Source organism: Sorangium sp. So ce185 (assembly GCF_051526825.1).
In the GTDB taxonomy this organism is placed as follows: domain Bacteria; phylum Myxococcota_A; class Polyangia; order Polyangiales; family Polyangiaceae; genus Sorangium; species Sorangium cellulosum_D.
In genome coordinates this window covers 3,581,622-3,598,692 of sequence record NZ_CP150316.1, presented here as the reverse complement: position 1 = coordinate 3,598,692, position 17,071 = coordinate 3,581,622, and the positions used below count along the sequence as shown (strand labels likewise).

The following is a 17,071-nucleotide window of genomic DNA, read 5'->3' as shown; positions in this document are numbered from 1 at the left end:
CGCGCGGCACCCTTGCGCGCAGATCAGACCTGATGCGCGCCCGGCGTTCGGAGACGGCCCACTCGATCACGACGATCGAGTCGGCAGCGGGACAAGCGGCCAGCGCATCACGTGCCTGTTCCCCCGGAGCGATGCGACGCGACAGGTCACATCGAGTCCTTGCGCGACCTGATGGACATCGCATCACAGCGAGGAGCCGCATGTCAAGCGGCGTCCAGGGCGAAAACTTCCAATCTGGGTGGCTGGATCACGCCAAGCTGCTGTGGAAACCTCTGGGACCAGGATCCATCCTCGGAGATCGCGTTCCTTGTACGTGCTTGGCGGCTCCTCAGCCGAGAGGTGAGCACGAGGACGCCGAGGCGGATCCGCGCCGACCTCGTTCATACGCGCCGGGCGACGCGCTCGGCGGCAGCGCGCGGAGCGGCGCTCGGTGAGGCGCGTCACCCGGCGAGCGCTCTCCCGCGCCGGCCCGACGAGCGCTCGTCGTGCCGTGCGCCCGATGCGCTAGCCTGCTGGAGATGAGCGAGCCACGTTCCGAGGACGCATGCCCTTTCCTCCGCGAGGACGCCGACGGCGTTCTTTGTTTCGCCATCGAGGGCGATATCTCGGACGAGATCGCGCGCTCTCTCTGCGCCGTGTTCCGGCGCGTGTGGGAGAGCGGTCGCGAGGTCTTCGTGCTCGCCGACGCCCGCCGCGTCGGGACCCTGACGGCGGCGGCGCGCAGCGCGCTGGCGGAAGAGCTGCGCGGCGTGCGCTTCGGCGGGGTCGCGAGCTTCGGGGCGAGCTTCTCCGTGCGCGTCGTGACGACGCTCGCCTCGAGGAGCGTGCAATTCTTCACGGGCGAGGTCTATCCGCTGGCGTTCTTCGACACGGAGGACGAGGCGCGCGCGTGGCTGCTCGCCCGGCGAGACGCGCTCCGGTCCACGCAGGCGCAGGGCGCATGACGCCCGCCGCCCGCCGATGCGCGCGCCATCGGCGCAGCGCCGGCGCGCAGGACGCGCGTCGCGGGGATGGGCTACCATGCCTGGCATGAGCGATCCCCGTCCGGCGGGCGCGAGCTTCGAGCTCCGCGAGGAGCCGGATGGCCTCCTGGTCATCGCGACCGACGGCGATGTCCTGGAGGACAACGCGCGCGCGCTCGTGGACGCCTTCCAGCGCCTGACGGACAGCGGCCGCGAGGTGCTGGTGCTCGCCGACGCGCGTCGCTGCGGGGCGGTCACGCCGGCGGCGCGCAAGGTGTACCTGGACGGGCTGCGCACGGCGCGCCTCGACGGGATCGCGGTCTTCGGAGCGGGCTTCCATATCCGCGTCATGGCGACGCTCGTCGTGAAGAGCATCAATCTCCTCACGAAGCGGTTCCCCTTGCTCGTGTTCTTCGAGACGGAAGCCGAAGCGCGCGCGTGGCTCCTCAAGCAGCGGGGAGCGCTCCGGGCCGGGCGGCGGATCCAGGCGTGACGTCACCCTCCGCGGCGCGCCTGCGGGGGCGGAGTGCGCCTTCTTCGCGTCTTCCGTGCTCGAAGCTCCATGCGCTGCCGCGGCGCTCCAGCGCCCCCGCTGACGGGCGCGCGCGATGACGAGCGGTCGCCGGAAACAGCAGCGACGACCGAGACAGGCAGACGGCCAGTGACATTCTGACCGCCAGTGGTGACGCCGCCGGCTACGTTCGGCCGCCTTCCCGGGGGTTCGGGAGCGCCTGGAGGGGCGCGGCGGACGCAGAGCCGGAGGTATCGCGCGGCTCAATCGTAGTGGATCAGGCTCGGCCAAGCTGCGGCCAGGGACACGCGGGGCTTCCTGCAGCGGTACACCCAGGACTCCGCCTCATAAGGCATGCACAACCCGCAGCTCAATGGAGTGACCGGCGTCACCTCTTCGAAGAGCGCATCGAGCCGCCCTCGATCGCGCGGAGAGACGACGACCAAAAGCACATTTCCGCGCACGCCGCGCGGCCCCCAAAGCCCATAATTGTTGTGACCGCTGATGGCCCGCGGCAAGCCCCGGCTCGGCCCCAGCAGGTCGACGGCGCCGGCCTCGCCGTAGTTGGCCGTGAAGATGCCGGCCTGCGCGCGCTCTTCGGGCTCGAGCGTGGCGTAAGCTCGGGCGACCGCCGCGACCACCGCGTCCCAGCCGTGCATGTCCGCGTACAGCTGCGGGAGCGCCGCGACGTGCTTCTTTTCTTCCGTGGCCGGGGCGACGCCAAGAGCGCTCGCGTACGCCAGATAGCGGTTCACCGGCAAGATCGGCAACGCCAGAGGCGCCGTCGCGACCCCGCCGAGCGCGACCGCGACGATGACCAGCGGCTTCACCCAGCGTCGACGGAGGCCGCCGACGGCGACCGAGCCCGCCGCGAGCAACACCGTGTAATACGGAGCCAGGTAGCTCGCGCGGCTCTTTCCGCTCAGGGCGAGCAGCGCAAAGATCGCCAGATACGCGATGGCCACCGGACGCAGCCGACCGCGTGAAGCGATCCAGAGATAGCCGAGCCCGGCCAGCCAGATCGGCGCAAAAAGCGGATGCATCATCTCGATTTGCCCGAGCAGGAAGCCAGCCCAGGACACCTCCGCCATCTTCGACTGGGTGGCCCCTCGCAAGAACGCGGCCGTGGGCCAGCCGTGCTTCATCTGCCAGAGCAGGTACGGAACGCCGCACGCCAGCGCGCCCAGCAGCGTTAGCCAAGGCGCGCGTGTCCGCAGCAGATCGCGGCGCGTCAACAGGAGCCCGCCGCCCATGCCCGCCATCAACCAGAGCGCGCCGAGCTTGTTGAGCAGCGCGAGCCCGAGCGTCGCCCCGAGCGCCACCCAAGACTTCGAGTCGCCCTCTTGAAGCACGCGCACGAAGAACAAGGTGCTGGCGCCCCAGAGCGCCAGATCCAGCGCGTTCATCGAGTAAAATGAGCTGAGGCCCAGGACCACGGGCGCGAGCGCGGTCGCCAGCATGGCGAGCGCCTGCGCCGCGCGCCCGCCCCCCAGCGTGCGCGCCGTACACGCCGCGATCGCTACCGTGAGCGCGTGCGCCAGCGCGGGCACCCACCGCAGGGCGACCAGCGATTCGCCCAGCGTGCGGCGCACGAGCCACAACAGCGCAATCGAGAGCGGCGGGTGGTCGACGTAGCCGAAGTCGAGCTCCCGAGCGCAGGCCAGATAATAGAGCTCATCGCGGAAGTAACCATATCCGCGCAAGAACGGCAGGTGCACCAGCGCCGTCGCCGCAGCGCCCATCAACGCCGCTCGGTCTACCCGGATGCGGCCCATGGGCCCGTGAGATCCGAGCGGTCAGCAGCTTCACGTAGAGGGCCGGCGAACGTGAGCACCAGCGAGATGCGGCCCGTAGCGTCTACCTCACCCGCGTCGAAGAACTCGATATTCTCGCCATTACTACGCTCGACGACCGAACGGAACCGAAACGTGGTGTTCCCCGCGTCGATGACGCTGAGCATGCGGACTCGCACCAGCAGCGGATCCGCGAGCAGCTTCGCGATTTCGTCGGCGACCGCTGCTCGCCCTCGGATCTCGCGGCTGCGTGAGACGACGCGCCCGTCGGCCGCGAAGCACGCCTCGAGCATCGCTGCCCGCTTTTCGGGGTCCCGCTCGCTCGCCGCGTCGATGTAGGTCTTCACCGCGGCCTCGACCATGCTTTCCATCGCGGGGCCAGGAAATCCAAACGCGATCCGAAAGTCAAATTGCCGCCCGCCCCCGGGCCGGGCGCCGCTCGCCGCCGCCGCTCGCTCGCGCCTCGCCGGAGACCTCCGGGACGCTTCGGCGCGCGACCGCCGCGCGCGGGCGATCTCGGCAGAGCCCGCGGGCGCTGGCGAGCGGCGAGGCTCCGGCAGCGCGTCGACGTCCTGCGCTCGATGTCCTTCGGGCAAACCAGCGCATCCACGACCGCTGCCCGTCGGGCGCGTGGAGAGCGCAGATCCCCCTCGACGGCCGTCTTGAATGCGCCACGTTCGTTGCGCCGACCCCCGTGGGAGGGGGCCGGACGCGACGGGGGGACTCGATGCAGCCGCAGATGAAGCGCGTCTCGATGGAGGCGCTGAAGGACCTGCCCACGCCCGTGCGCCGCCGCGTGGACGCGGCGGATGTCTGGGCCCCGGAGGGCTACGAGGTGGAGCCCGTCGTGGCGGGCCTCTCCTTCCCCTGCGCCCTCTGCTTCGGCGAGGACGGCACGCTCTTCTTCGCCGAAGGCGGCAGCACCTGGCCCACCCGGCCTTATATGACACCGCGCATCTGGCGCATGGCCCCGGGGCGGGCCCCGGAGGTCTTCGCGGTGGAGGACCTGGGCGGTCCCCGCGGCATGGCGGTCCGCGACGGCCATCTCTACGTCTCGCTCAAGGGCGGCTACCACATGCGGATCACGCGCCATGACCTGCGGACCAGGGAGCGCGTCGTGCTCGTGGACGGGATCCCCTCGGGCGGCTGGCACGAGCCCGGGGGGCCGGTCTTCGGGCCCCACGACGGGAGGATGTATTTCGGCCAGGGCTCCGTGGGCTTGCAGGGCGTCGTGGTGCCCGAGGGCTTCACCGTGGACCTCGCCAAACACCCCCACGCGCACGACGTGCCGGGCCAGGACGTCACGCTCACCGGCAACACCGTCTGGGCGCGCGACCCGCGCCTGCCCTTCCCCTACTATGCCGAGACCGGCCCCTTCCAATCGTTCGGCACGCCCGTGACGAAGGGCCAAGTCGTCAAGGGCCAGCTCAAGTGCAACTCGGCCGTCTGGCGCTCCAGGCCCGACGGGAGCGAGCTCGAGCTCCTCGCCTGGGGCATCCGCAACCCCTTTGGGCTCGCCTTCGGGGAAGACGGCCACCTCTACGCCACCGACAACGACTTCGAGGAGAAGGGCGAGCGCGCCATCGGCGAGGACCCGGACCGCATCTGGCGGATCAAGAACGCTCGGGTCCCGCCCGGAGAGGTCGAAGCGCCCGAGTGGTTCGGCTATCCGGACCTCTGCGGCGACGGACTCCCCGCCTGGCACGAGTCCCATCGGCCCATCCGGGGCAAAGCGGCCGAGCCCTTCCTCGAGGACCCGCCGCCGTGGGCGGGCCCCGCGGTCTTCCTCTTCCCGCCGCACACGGCGCTCGGGAAGCTCGCCTTCAGCCGCTCGGACGCGTTCGGCTTCCGCGGCCATGCCTTCGTCTGCCAGTTCGGCACCTACGCGCCGCTCAACACGAACCGCGAGGCCGGGCGCCTTCGCCATCGCCGAGCAGCTGGGCCTCGCCCTCGCCCATCGCGAGCTGCGCGACCTCGCCTTCGACGTGGAGGCCGAGAAGTCCACCGACCAGCTCATCCTCAAGGAGCTGATGCTGGAGATGGCGGCGGTCTCGATCCTCTACGGCGAGCGGGTCTGAGGCGTGGCCGCGCCGCGCTGCCGGGGACGCCCCGGCCGGCGCGAGCGGCCCCTCGCCTCCCCCGCCGCGGCGCGCTCAGAGCAGGCGCACCCGGATCGCATGCGGGTCGGCCCGCTGCACGCCGCCGGCGTCGATGTTGGTGATCGGCGTGATGCGCTTGAGCTTGCCGCGCTTGCCGCCGCGGGTGACCTGGACCACGCCGACCCCGGGCGTGCTGCCCACCGACGCGTGCGGATCGCCGCTCAGCGGCGTCGGGCCGCGCAGGGTCACGAAGATGCGGTTGCCCGACGGCGACAGGTCCATGAGGTCCGGCGCAGGGTCGCTCGACAGCGGGCCCTTCAGGTCGACGGTGGCCACGTGCGCGTTCGTATTGACGTTGAAGACCTCGGCCACGCCCTGGATCCGGTCCAGCGCCCAGATGGTGCGGCCGCGCTTCGTCAGCAGCATGCCGTGGGCGTCGCGGTCCGCGGAGCCGTCGGTGAACACCACCTGGGGCGCCGGGGTGTTGACCGGGTTCGTCGGCGCATAACCGGCGAGCGGGAATCGGTACACGTCGAACTGATCGAGGTTCGCCGCCGTCCCCCCGCCGGAGTTGATGAACATCGAGCCGCCGGCCTCGACGCCGCCGCACCCGTTCCCGTGCACGGCGCCGACGTTGTACTCGCCCACGATCTGGATCGGCGTCGCCGCAGGGTCGACGACGAACAGGCCCCCTCCGCGCAGCGTGATGAAGCCATGGGCGCCCGCCTGGTCGATGATCGGGCAAATGGGCGCGTTGTCGGGCCGGATGCCCGGGAACTGGCAGGGATCGCCGCTCGGCGCGACGCACGTGGCCAGGTTGAGCTTCGCGGCGGGATCCCACGCGAAGGTGCCCGTGGCGTAATCGGTCGAGATGCGCTCGAGCAGCTTGCCGTTCTGGTTGGCCACCAGGATGTACGAGTCGTCCGGCGCCGGCACCGCGGCGTGCGCCTGCCGCGCCCCGTCCGCGCCCTGCGACGCGCGGAGGCACGCGACCGGCGCGCGGGTCGCGGCGTCGAAGATCACGACGTGGCCGCTCGCCACGAAGGACAGCACCGCGTGGGTGCGCGTGGCGTTGAAGAAGAGCATGTGCGGCCGGACCGGGTTGGCGCCGGTCTGGTCGAAGCACAGCGACGCGGTGTCGCCCCCGAGGTCGATGACCTCCGCGACGGCCGGCGTGACCCCGCGGCCGGTCGAGAGCGCCTGTCCATCGTAAATGTAGAGCGTGCCGCCGTACGTCAGCCCGTTCGTGTCGGACTGGTCGACGGCCCAGACCTCGAAGGGCTGCTCGTCGCTCGCCGCCTCGAGGGCCGCCTCGGCGTCGGTCTCGGCGGCGGCCTCGGCGGACTCGAGCTCGGTCGAGTCGACGTGCTCGACGCAGGCGGATAACAGACAAAGGGAAACCGTCGCCCCCAGAAAGGGGCGGAATGAAAGCTTCATGGCTCGCTCTCCCAGCGTTGGTAAAGGCCGATGATGCTCGTCCACCAGCCCGCGGCGGACCGCGGCCAGCATCAAGCATTGGGAGAGGAGCATTACATCGCGGGGGCGTGCGCCGCAAGGCACATTGCCCGGGGCGCGCGCCAGCGTGCCCGGGCGCGACGGGTCACGGGTCGCGCGCTGTGCGGCCCGCCGTCGCCGCGTCCGCCGGCGCGCTCCTCGGCGCGGCGGCGAAATGCGCGATCGCCATGCCCGCCGCCATTGCCAGGACAAAGGCGAGGACGGCGCCGGAGCCGGTCGCGAGCGAGACGAGCGCCGGCCCGGGGCAATAGCCGGCCAGCCCCCAGCCGACGCCGAAGATCGCGGCGCCGCCGAGCAGGCGCGCGTCGACCCCGGTGCGGGTCGGCAGGGACAGGCGATCGGCCAGGAGGGGAAAGCGGGGGGCGCCCTCGGGGGCGGCGCGCTGCTGCCGGCGAAGGAGGCGATAGGCGAGGAAGTGCACCGAGATCGCGCCCGCCATCACGAACGCGAGGCTCGGGTCCCAGCCGCCGGCGACGTCGAGGAAGCCGACGACCTTGGACGGCTGGGTCATGCCGGAGACGCCGAGCCCCACGGCGAACAGCGCGCCGGCGAGCAGCGCGAGCGCGATCTGCTTCATCGCGCCGCTCCGAGCCCATGAAGGCTGACGTAAACGGTGGCGGCCGCGGTCGCCATGAACGTCATGGTGGCGACGAGAGAGCGGAGCGACAGGCGGCTGAGGCCGCAGACGCCATGGCCGCTCGTGCACCCGTTGCCGAGCCGCGCGCCGAGGCCGACGAGCAGCCCGGCGGCGACCAGGAGGCCGAGCGAGCGGCCGCCGCCCGCCGGCGGAAAGGCGGCGGGATGCGCGGCGGCGAGGGCGAGGCCGCCGAGGAGGAGGCCCACGACGAACGCCGCGCGCCAGGCGGTGTCGCCCCGCTCGCGGAAGAGGAGCCCTCCGAAGATGCCGCTGATGCCGGCGACCCTCCCGTTGAACAAGAGGAGGAGCGACGCGCTGAGGCCGATGAGCGCCCCGCCGACGAGCGGTCCTGTCACGGTGAAATCATGCACGATGAGACCTCGTGGGGTGACTCGTGGGGTGAATCGTCGGGTGACCGACCGACAGCATAGCAACGCGCCGCGCCCATCCTCCAGGCGAAGCCAGGCGCGGCGCTCGTGGCCGCGCGGACATGCCGAGATCCGGATCGTCGCGGGCGATGCGCGGCGTCCCGCGCGCAGCGCGTCGCACACCGCAGGTGGGGCTGGAAGCGGGCGTATCGCACACGCGGCCGGCGCGGCCGACGCGGCCGACGTGGACGGCGTCGAGGGCGAGGATTCTGCCGGGGCCCCGGGGGTGCTGGTGTATACTCATCGGTCGATGGCCCAAGCAGGCTGGGAAGCGGTGGAACCGGCTCCGTCGCGCAGGATTCCCCGGGTCGGGGACATCATCGGCGGCAAGTACCGCGTGGAGCGGGTGCTCGGGCGCGGCGGCATGGGGCTCGTCGTCTCGGCGCACCACGTCTCGCTCCGCCACCGCGTCGCGCTGAAGTTCCTGCTCCCCGAGGGGCGCACCACGCCGGGCGCGCTCGAGCGCTTCTTCCGCGAGGCGCAGGCCGCGGCGGCCATCGCCAGCGAGCACATCGCGCGCGTCATCGATGTGGGGCAGACCGACGAGGAGCTGCCCTACTTCGTGATGGAGCACCTGAATGGCATCGATCTGGAGGCGCTCGTGGAGACGCGGGGCCCGCTGCCGGTCGAGCAGGCGGTGAGCTACGTGATCGAGGCCTGCGACGCCCTCGCCGAGGCGCACGCGCTCGGGATCGTCCACCGCGACCTCAAGCCGGGCAACCTGTTCCTGGCGAGCCGCGCGGACGGCTCGACCCTGATCAAGGTGCTCGATTTCGGCATCTCGAAGGCGTCGGAGGCCGGCGCGCTCGGCCTGAACGCCAAGCTGACCGCCTCTTCCGTGGTGCTCGGCTCTCCCCGCTACATGTCGCCGGAGCACATCCGCAACACCCGGACCGTGGACGCCCGCAGCGACATCTGGGCGCTCGGCATGACGCTCTATCAGCTCCTGACCGGGCGGCTGCCGTTCGAGAACGAGGCCGTCTCGGCGCTGTTCGTCAGCATCGTGACAGACCCACCCGTGCCGCCGCGCGCGTACCGGCCCGAGATCCCGGTCGAGCTCGAGTACATCCTCCTGATGTGCCTGGAGAAGGACCCAGCGCGCCGCCCGCAGACGGTCGCCGAGCTGGTGTCGCTGCTCGAGCCGCTGGGGTCGGAGCGCGCGCGGCTGACGGCGGCGCGCATCCTGCGCAGGGCCATGGGGAACGAGACCGTGGACGCCCCGCCGCCTCCGGACCGCCCGAGGGTGGTCGATGAGGATGCCCCGACCCTGACCGGGTCGCGCGGCGCCGCGCCGGGGTCGTGGTGCGTCGTGGCCGAGCGGGCGCAGGGGTCGGCGCCGCCCACGCAGCCGTCCGCGGTCGACCCGCCGCCCGCGGTGACGATCGCGGCTTCCGTGCCGCCCGCGGCGGGCGCGCCGCCCGCGGTGACGATCGCGGCTTCCGTGCCGCCCCCCTACGCCTCCCCCGGCGTCGCGTCGGCCGCGGTGGCGTCGCACCTCGGCGAGCCGCTGGCGCCGACGGCGGCGCCGCCCGAGCGGCACGAGCGCGATCCCGCGGGGGACGCCCGCGGGCGCCGCGGCCGGCGCAGCGCGGCCTTGCCCGCGGCGGCGGCGCTCGCCGTGCTCCTCGGGGGCGCGGCGGCGCTCGCGTGGCTGGGGCGCGGGGCGGCACAGGTCCCGGGCACGCCGCCCGCCGGCGAGGCGGCCTCGCGGGGCGCGCCGGGCCGGGACGAGCCGGCGGCGATGCCCGCGGCGGACGAGGCGCTCGAGGCCTCGCCCCTCCCGCCGTCCGCGATCCTCACGCCCCCTGCGGCGGCCGTGGCCGCCGCGGCGAGCGGCTTCGCTGCGGCCGGCGCCGCGCTCGCGCCGTCGAGCTCGGCGCGGCCCGCGCGCCCGCGCGCCGTGCTGGCGGCCCCGGCGCCGCCAGCGGCCGGCGGCGAGCCGGCGGCGACCACGACCGGCGGCGAGCCGGCGGCCGGCGGCGACGCGCCGGCGACGAGGGCGGTGCGCCTGCGCGAGCACCGCTAGCGCCGCGGGTCAGCAACCCCGCCAGGGCTCTGCCTCGCGAGCGAAGAGAGATCAACGCAGAGACGCAAAGAGCGTAAAGACGCGAAAATGCACAGATTTTGTTCTTCTTGCGCCTTTGCGCCTTTGTGCCTTTGCGTTGAAATCTCCCTCCGGATCCCTGGCGGGCGGGACTAGCGGCATGCCGAGCTCGCCCTCGAGCACGCGCGCGCGCTCTCGGCGGCGCGCTCGCCGGTCTTGCCTCGCGGCGCTTCCCCTCCTCGCGGGCGCGCTGCTCCACGCCCCCGCCGCCCGCGCCGACGGCGAGGGCCAGGCCGACGAGGCCGACCTCCACTTCGAGCTCGGCCGCGACAGCTACAAGAAGGGGCAGTTCCGCGCGGCCCTCGAGCATTTCCTCGCGTCCAACCGGCTCGTGCCGAACCGCAACGTCGTCTTCAACATCGCGCTCACCTACGAGGAGCTGGGCCGCTTCGCGGACGCGCACCGGTACTACGACGACGCGCTCGCGGGCGAGACCGACCCGGAGATCGTCGCCGAGGCGCAGGCCGCGCTCGAGCGGATCGCGCCGCGCGTCGCCGTGCTGCAGATCGTCACGTCGCCGCCGGGGGCCACGATCTACGTCGATCGCAAGGACCTCGGCGCCCGCGGCACGGCGCCGCGCCGGCTCGCCCTGGCCGAGGGCCGCTACCGGATCCTCGTCGAGCTCCCGGGCTACGAGCCCGTGGCGGTCGAGGACACCGCGGTGAAGCTCGGGCAGACCAAGGAGGTGCTCATCGTGCTCCGCCGCATCGTGGGCACGGTCCGGGTGGACGTGCGCGGCGCGAGCGAGGCCGCGGTCCACGTCGACAACGAGGGCGCGCCGCCCGCCTGCGCCGCGCCCTGCGACCTCGACCTGCCGCCGGGCCGCCACGTGCTCTATTTCTCGCGCGCCGGCTACCAGGCGGCGCCGCAGCCGCTGACCGTCGCCGCGCACGAGACCGTGCCGATCACGGCGACGCTCAGCCCGCTCACGGGCTCGATCCTCGTGCGTGCCAGCGAGCCCGACGCCCTCGTCGAGATCGACGGCCGGCCGATGGGCTTCACGCCGTCGGTCATCCAGGGCGTCCCCGTGGGCCGGCGCCGGGTGCGCGTCAGCCTGCGCGGCTTCGCGCCCGTCGAGCGGACGATCGAGGTCGCGGCCGGCCAGCAGGCGGCGCTGCGCGATCTCACGCTGGAGCCGATCCGCGAGGTGTCGTCGGCCTCGCGCGTCCTCGAGCGGGTCGAGGACGCGCCCGCCTCCATCAGCGTCATCGAGCAGCAGGAGCTGCGCGCCTTCGGGTACCCGACCATCGCCGAGGCGCTGCGCGGCACGCGCGGCGTCTACCTCTCGAACGACCACGTGGTCTACTCGGCCGGGATCCGCGGGCTGGGCGAGCCGCTCGACTACGGCAACCGGCTCCTCGTCCTCTCCGACGGGCACTCGACGAACGACAACGTCCTCAACGCCTCGTTCGTGGGCTCGGACGCGCGCGACGACCTCCACGACGTGGACCACATCGAGGTCGTCCGCGGCCCGGGCTCGCTGCTCTACGGCACGGGCGCCCTCTCCGGCATCGTCAACCTCGTGCCGCGCGGCCGCGACGAGCCCACGGGCGCGCACGTGGCGGCCGGCACCTACTACGACGGCGTGGCCCACGGGCGCGCCGGGTTCCACGTCAACGCTGGCCCGGACGCGGGCGTGCGGGCGAGCGTCACCGGCGCCCGCTCCGACGGGTTCGACGTGCCCGTGGCCCTGCGCGACCCCCGGGGCGGCCCGCCCGTACCGATCGCCGAGCGCGCCGAGACCTTCCGGGCCGGCGGCACCTCCGGGCGCGCCTGGTACGGGCCGTTCACGGCGCAGTGGATGTACCACACGCGCGAGCAGCGCATCCCGACGGGTTACGTGGGCACGCGGCTCAACGACCTGGGGACGACCTACGACGACGCGCACATGATGGCCGAGGTGCGCTACGAGCCGCGGCCCGCGCCCGACCTGCAGCTCATGGCGCGCGGCCACGTGAACCGCTTCGTCTGGCGCGGGGTGTACCGGTTCGACGAGGCGACGGTCTTCGAGCAGCAGCACGGCACCTGGCTGGGCGCCGAGCTCCGGGCGGCGTGGACGCCGCTCGCCGGGCTCCGGGTCACCGGGGGCGGCGAGGTCCAGGGGCACCCCGAGGCGACGCTGCGCGGCGTCTTCGCGGACGGGCGCATCCGCACGAAGCGCGAGCCGTTCGGCTTCGGCGCCGGCTACCTCATCCTCGACGGCTCGCCCGCGCCCTGGGTGCGCTTCTCGGCGGGCGCGCGCCTGGACGTCTACAGCACGTTCGGGCCCATCTTCGTCCCGCGCGCCGCGGTCATCTTCCGGCCAGCGCCCGGAGGCGTGCTGAAGATCATGGGCGGGAGCGCATTCCGCGCGCCGAGCGTCTCCGAGCAGTACTACGAGGACGGCGAGACGCAGGTGCCCGCCGTCGACCCCACGGCGGGCCTCACGCTCGAGCCGGAGTCCCTCCATTCCGCCGAGGTCGAGTACACGCAGCGCATCGGCGACGCCTGGATCGCGCTCGGCGCCGTCCACGCGAGCCTGCTGTCGGGCGGGATCTCCCTCGAGGACCACGACGGGCTGCAGCGCTACGCGAACAGCAAGCGAGGCGCGTTCGTCGTGGGGGGCGACGTCGAGCTCCGCCGCGAGTGGCGGCAAGGCTGGATGCTCGCGGCGATGTACGGCTACCAGCGCGCCCAGCGAGGGGGCGGAGGGCGCCTCATCAACGCCCCGGAGCACCTCGCGTCGTTCCGCGGCGTCGTCCCGGTGGTGGAGCGGCTCGCCGCCGCCGGGCTGCGGATCAACCTGGAGGCGCCCCGGCGGATCTCCCGCAGCGCGGGCGGCGAGACCCGGGGCGCCATCGTCGCGGATCTCACGGTGTCCGGCGAGCTCCAGCGCTTTCACACGCGCTACGTGCTCGGCCTCTACAACGCGATGGACACGCGGTACGACTACCCGGCCGCGGAGACCTACCTCTCGTCCACGAGCCGGCAGAACGGCAGGACGTTCCTCGCCGAGATCACGGTCAGCTATCCGTAGCTCAGCCCGCCGGAAATACCGCCAGGACTCTTCTGCGGCACCGAACCGTCGCGACCCGTCACTTTATCCGGCGATCCTCGGGGTGGTGCGGGAGTCTGGGAGCTCACCCGAGAGGCTTGCGTTCCGGCGACGCACCTCCGGGGCGCGCCAGAATGCAAGCCCCGGAGGTGAGCCGAGCGAGCTCCCTCACACGTCCTGCGCGTGTCAGTACTTCTTGTGGCCTATCAACCCGATGGTGGTGTCGCCCCAGAAGAGGCTGAATCTAGAGGCGTACGGGCTCCCGACCACCACGTCGGGGATCCCCTGCCCGTCGACGGCATTGAAATCGTCGCTGGTCACGAAGCTGTCGCCAAGGCCGTTGATGCTCCTGGCGGCCAGCGCGTCGCCGAAGCGGGCGCCGGCCTGGTTCGTCTCCTCCGGGATGTCGCTCTGCTGCACGAACTGAAACGCCTGGAGGCTGGTTCCCCCCTTGAAGACCGAGACGGCCCCTGCGTTCGAATCCTCCCCGGGCGCTCCGACGATGAGCTCGTCCTGCGACGTGGACTGGATGATGTTCGCCGCGGCCAGCGTCGTACCGAACACATCCCCCGATTCAGGCGTGCTATTCTGCACGAGGGTCTGCTTGCGATGGAAGAGTTTCGGATCGGCGAACAGGCTCTCGTACTCGTAGACGTAGACTGCGCCTTTGAGGCTTTGCGCCCACGGCGCGCCGACGGCGATATCATTGGCGCTGCTTCCGCGGAAATTACCAATCGCGATCGAATAACCAAACCCGATCGTGTCGGCGTCGGGAGCGAGAACACTCTCGAAATGCGTGACTATCGGCGCCGAGAGGTTGGATGCCGCGACCGTCGCCGCGCCATCGAAGACGTCGATCTGGCCGTGGGTGTTGAAGGGCGAACCGACGACGAGGTCGACCGTGGTATTGGCGGTGACGCTGCCGATGGCGAGGGTGGTGCCGAACTGGGCACCGGCGACCGGGGCTGCGAGCTTCTGCGTGCGCCGTACTGAGCTCCCGCTCACGGGGTTGGTCTCGCTGTACAAGAACACGGCCCCCCCGCCATCCGTGCCCGGGGCGCCGACGACCAGCGTCAGCGCCGGATCGGTCGGCCCAGAGGAGCCGGAAGTAAACGTCTGCGCGATGCGACCTGCCGCGACCGCGAAGCCGAACCGGGCATTGGCGCGCACGACGTCGGCGCCCTGGGTCTTCTGCGTGTACTTGCGCCAGACTTGCAGCTTGCCGACGTCGTCGGGGTGGAACACGGCGACCGCGCCCGCGCTATCCAGGCCATCGACGTCAAGGTACGGAGCACCGACGATCAACTCGCTTCTACCGTCGTTGTCGATGTCTGCTGCAGCGAGCGACCTACCGAATCTAACGCCCTCCGCGGTAGCCCAGTTGGCGGTGCTCTGGGTGATGGTCTGCCAACGATAAATTCCCCGGCTCGTGCCCTTGTAGACACGGACCTCGCCCGCATCCGCCATGCCATCCACCGTCCTGAGCGGAAGACCGACTGCAACGTCGGAGTAACCGTCGCCATCGAAGTCGCCGATGGCGACCGCTCTGCTCGCATCATCATCGCTGGCGGGCGTCGGAAATGGATTGGAGTACATATAGAACACCGAATTGATGTCCTCTCGAGACATCACAGAATTAAACAGTATCGGCGATCCGTCTTTCTTCACAATCGTCGCGCAGAAGGTCCCGCCCATGCCATCCGAAATATTGCACGAGCTCGGCCGGCTGCTGGCGCAGAACTGCCCTGTCGGGTAATGCATGATGCTCTGATAATCGTAGACCCCCGACGTGATGGCCTGGCCCGGCTTGGTTTCATACTGGTCTTCGTCGCTGTCGTTGATGCAGGAATTGTTGATCGTCACGTAGTCCAAGCGATCCGAGCGGGACTGCTCGTGGAACAGGCCGACGACGTGCAGCATCTCGTGCATCACCGTGGGCGCGTTCGGCGGCACATTCGGATCGTTCGGATCTTGGTAGAACGTGACAACTTGCGCTCCGCCGTCGTAGCCTATCTCGTCCGACACCCCCCCCGTGCCGTTGAGTCCTAGGGCGATCATGACATGCGGCTGGAATGGCAGGGGTGAGAAGGGGCAGGTGATTTCCGTGAACGTGACGGGCAATCGGCGCGCCATCTCCGCAAGAGTGCTTCTAATACTCGGTTTCCACGCTTCCGGAACAGTCGAATAAAGCCCGGCCGGAGCAAAGCAGTAGACGATGTTGTCGTTCGGCCAGAATCGATCCCCACCAGTACGCGCGAGCGGCGACTCGGCGCTCGCGATCTCTTCGGAGGCGTCTTCGTCGATTGCGGCTCCGCTCGAGTCATCGATCGCGACGCACGCGGGCAGCATGCATGCGGTGGCGCTGATGGACAGGGCAGCGAGCGCGCGGTCAAATCTAAACATGGTCATATCTCGTGTTGGGGTGCGATGTTAATGGCGCGTTTCGTCCGTGGAACGTTACGTTTACGAGCGCGTGGGACATGGCAGCAGGCACCGTGGGTAGCCCATCCGCTCGAGTCGAGCGGCCCGGGATCCCACGGGTGCAGGTGGCCTCTTATCCGTAACGTCGGTCACTCGGCAGGATCGTTCGGGGTGTGCCGGACGAGAGCCGCGCGACCTGCTCGTCGCCATCGTCAAAGCAGGGAACGTGCCATGACCGTCCCCGCTGGACCGGACCCGCGATCAGCAGCGGAATCGACGGATATGCCGACCGATCCAGGCTGCGCGGGGGTTCGGGAGGCCGCTGCCCAGCGTGACAAGCGGCTCATAGAGCGTGACATGTCACGCCCGGCAGCGTGACATGTCACGCCCGGCCCCCTGGCATCGCAACCTCTGTGCGCTGGACCGGCGCAGGATCGGCTGTATCGCCTCGACGCACGCCGCCGTCGTCCCGAGAAGACGACGCTCTACGAGATCGTGCGCGACAACGTGGAGACGCTGTACGGGGCCATCGACGACGGCGCCATCGCCGTCCGGATACCCAAGCACGCGAAGAAGGAGCTCGAAGCCTACCTCGACTGCGGGCTGCTCTGCCGCGGGTTCGCGCGGTTTCGGTGCGAGCGCTGCGAAGAGAGTCGGCTGGTGGCCTTCAGCTGTAAAGGACGCGGTTTCTGCCCGTCGTGTCTGGGCCGACGCATGTGTTCCACGATGGCGAACCTGATCGATGACGTCCTGCCCGAGGTGGCGCACCGTCCGTGGGTGTTGACGTTTCCGTTTCCGTGGCGGCGCAGGCTCGCCCAGGACGGGGCGTTGTTCGGCGTGCTGACCCGCATCTTCGTCGAGAGCGTGGAGCGGTTCTACGAAGAGCGCGCCGCGCGCCGAGGCGCGTGCGGCGCGGTCAAGAGCGGCGCGGTGACCATCGTGCAACGCACGTGCGGCGACATGCGGCTCAATCCGCATCTGCACGTGGTCTTCCTCGACGGGGCTTATCACGAAGACGGCACCGAGCTCGTGTGGAACGAGCTCGGTCACCTCCGAACGCGCGAGGTCGGTCAGGTCCTCGAGCACGCCGTCGGGCGGATGCTCCGTTCCCTCCGGCGGCACGGGCATCTCGAGATCGAGCACGACGTCGAGGAGGACGACGAGCCCGAGGCAGCGCTCTGTGCCTCCGCCGCGCAAGCGCATCGGACCGCGCCCTGCGAAGCCAGAAGAGCCTACCAAGGCGGACGATGACGCCGCTTCGAAACGCAAGCGTGGCGGCTATCGGGCGATCGACAAACCGCGCCGAGCTCTTGCGCCGAACATTTGCGCTCGATGTCCTCGAGTGCCCAACTTGCAAGGGGCGGATGAAGCTCGTCGCCATGGTCACCGAGCCCCGGAACATCGTCCGCTTCCTCTCCGCGCTCGGCGAGCCGACCGATGTTCCAGCACGCTCTCCCAATCGGGGGCCACCGTACTGGGAAAGCACCGTTCTGCGCCGCAAGGCGCTCGGTGACGCCGTATAGCGTCTCGCGTCGCGCCTACCGGGCCAGACCAACGCCCGGACGGA

13 protein-coding genes are annotated in these 17,071 nt (G+C 70.9%); 7 read left to right on the top strand and 6 right to left on the bottom strand.

Annotated elements, in window-relative coordinates; all coding sequences use genetic code 11:
- Positions 1-518 precede the first annotated feature (518 nt).
- Together WMF26_RS13440 and WMF26_RS13435 are read left to right on the top strand one after the other, a co-directional pair.
- On the top strand, positions 519-944 hold the full coding sequence (locus WMF26_RS13440) for an STAS/SEC14 domain-containing protein (protein WP_438000656.1): 426 nt from the start codon (positions 519-521) through the stop codon (positions 942-944).
- A gap of 85 nt (positions 945-1,029) precedes the next feature.
- Positions 1,030-1,455, top strand: a complete 426-nt coding sequence (locus WMF26_RS13435; RefSeq protein WP_438000655.1) for an STAS/SEC14 domain-containing protein — start codon at positions 1,030-1,032, stop codon at positions 1,453-1,455.
- A 281-nt stretch (positions 1,456-1,736) separates the two neighbouring features.
- On the opposite strand, the gene WMF26_RS13430 is transcribed toward WMF26_RS13435, so the two are convergent.
- Together WMF26_RS13430 and WMF26_RS13425 are read right to left on the bottom strand one after the other, a co-directional pair.
- Entirely contained in the window at positions 1,737-3,248 is a 1,512-nt protein-coding gene (locus tag WMF26_RS13430; protein WP_438000654.1) for an ArnT family glycosyltransferase, read from the bottom strand.
- Positions 3,230-3,637 (bottom strand): nuclear transport factor 2 family protein, encoded by a 408-nt coding sequence (locus tag WMF26_RS13425; RefSeq protein ID WP_438000653.1) that lies wholly within the window; start codon positions 3,635-3,637, stop codon positions 3,230-3,232. The genes WMF26_RS13430 and WMF26_RS13425 overlap by 19 nt, the downstream gene beginning before the upstream one ends.
- Positions 3,638-4,005: 368 nt before the next feature.
- Between WMF26_RS13425 and WMF26_RS13420 the strand changes: the two genes are divergently transcribed.
- Entirely contained in the window at positions 4,006-5,487 is a 1,482-nt protein-coding gene (locus WMF26_RS13420) for a PQQ-dependent sugar dehydrogenase (protein WP_438000652.1), read from the top strand.
- Here the strand turns inward: WMF26_RS13420 and WMF26_RS13415 are convergent.
- The 3 genes from WMF26_RS13415 to WMF26_RS13405 all read right to left on the bottom strand — a co-directional run bounded on the left by WMF26_RS13415 (position 5,420) and on the right by WMF26_RS13405 (position 7,888).
- A complete protein-coding gene (locus WMF26_RS13415; protein ID WP_437337444.1) occupies positions 5,420-6,802 on the bottom strand; it encodes a hypothetical protein in 1,383 nt (460 codons plus the stop codon). The two genes, WMF26_RS13420 and WMF26_RS13415, sit on opposite strands and share 68 nt — an antisense overlap.
- A 163-nt stretch (positions 6,803-6,965) precedes the next feature.
- On the bottom strand, positions 6,966-7,457 hold the full coding sequence (locus WMF26_RS13410; protein ID WP_438000651.1) for a DUF6691 family protein: 492 nt from the start codon (positions 7,455-7,457) through the stop codon (positions 6,966-6,968).
- On the bottom strand, positions 7,454-7,888 hold the full coding sequence (locus tag WMF26_RS13405; protein ID WP_437946526.1) for a YeeE/YedE family protein: 435 nt from the start codon (positions 7,886-7,888) through the stop codon (positions 7,454-7,456). Before WMF26_RS13405 ends, WMF26_RS13410 begins: the two co-directional genes overlap by 4 nt.
- A 331-nt stretch (positions 7,889-8,219) precedes the next feature.
- Here WMF26_RS13405 and WMF26_RS13400 point away from each other — a divergent pair, with 331 nt between their 5' ends.
- Together WMF26_RS13400 and WMF26_RS13395 are read left to right on the top strand one after the other, a co-directional pair.
- On the top strand, positions 8,220-9,971 hold the full coding sequence (locus WMF26_RS13400) for a protein kinase domain-containing protein (protein WP_438000650.1): 1,752 nt from the start codon (positions 8,220-8,222) through the stop codon (positions 9,969-9,971).
- Positions 9,972-10,149: 178 nt separating this feature from the next.
- A complete protein-coding gene (locus tag WMF26_RS13395) occupies positions 10,150-13,065 on the top strand; it encodes a TonB-dependent receptor domain-containing protein (RefSeq protein WP_438000649.1) in 2,916 nt (971 codons plus the stop codon).
- Positions 13,066-13,269: 204 nt separating this feature from the next.
- Here WMF26_RS13395 and WMF26_RS13390 read toward each other — a convergent pair whose 3' ends face one another.
- Positions 13,270-15,486, bottom strand: a complete 2,217-nt coding sequence (locus WMF26_RS13390) for a M12 family metallopeptidase (RefSeq protein WP_438000648.1) — start codon at positions 15,484-15,486, stop codon at positions 13,270-13,272.
- 513 nt (positions 15,487-15,999) lie between these two features.
- Here WMF26_RS13390 and WMF26_RS13385 point away from each other — a divergent pair.
- Both WMF26_RS13385 and WMF26_RS13380 read left to right on the top strand, forming a co-directional pair.
- A complete protein-coding gene (locus WMF26_RS13385; RefSeq protein WP_438000647.1) occupies positions 16,000-16,755 on the top strand; it encodes a transposase zinc-binding domain-containing protein in 756 nt (251 codons plus the stop codon).
- A 113-nt stretch (positions 16,756-16,868) separates the two neighbouring features.
- Complete coding sequence (locus WMF26_RS13380; protein ID WP_438000646.1) at positions 16,869-17,027, top strand: hypothetical protein; 159 nt, start codon at positions 16,869-16,871, stop codon at positions 17,025-17,027.
- Positions 17,028-17,071 lie beyond the last annotated feature (44 nt).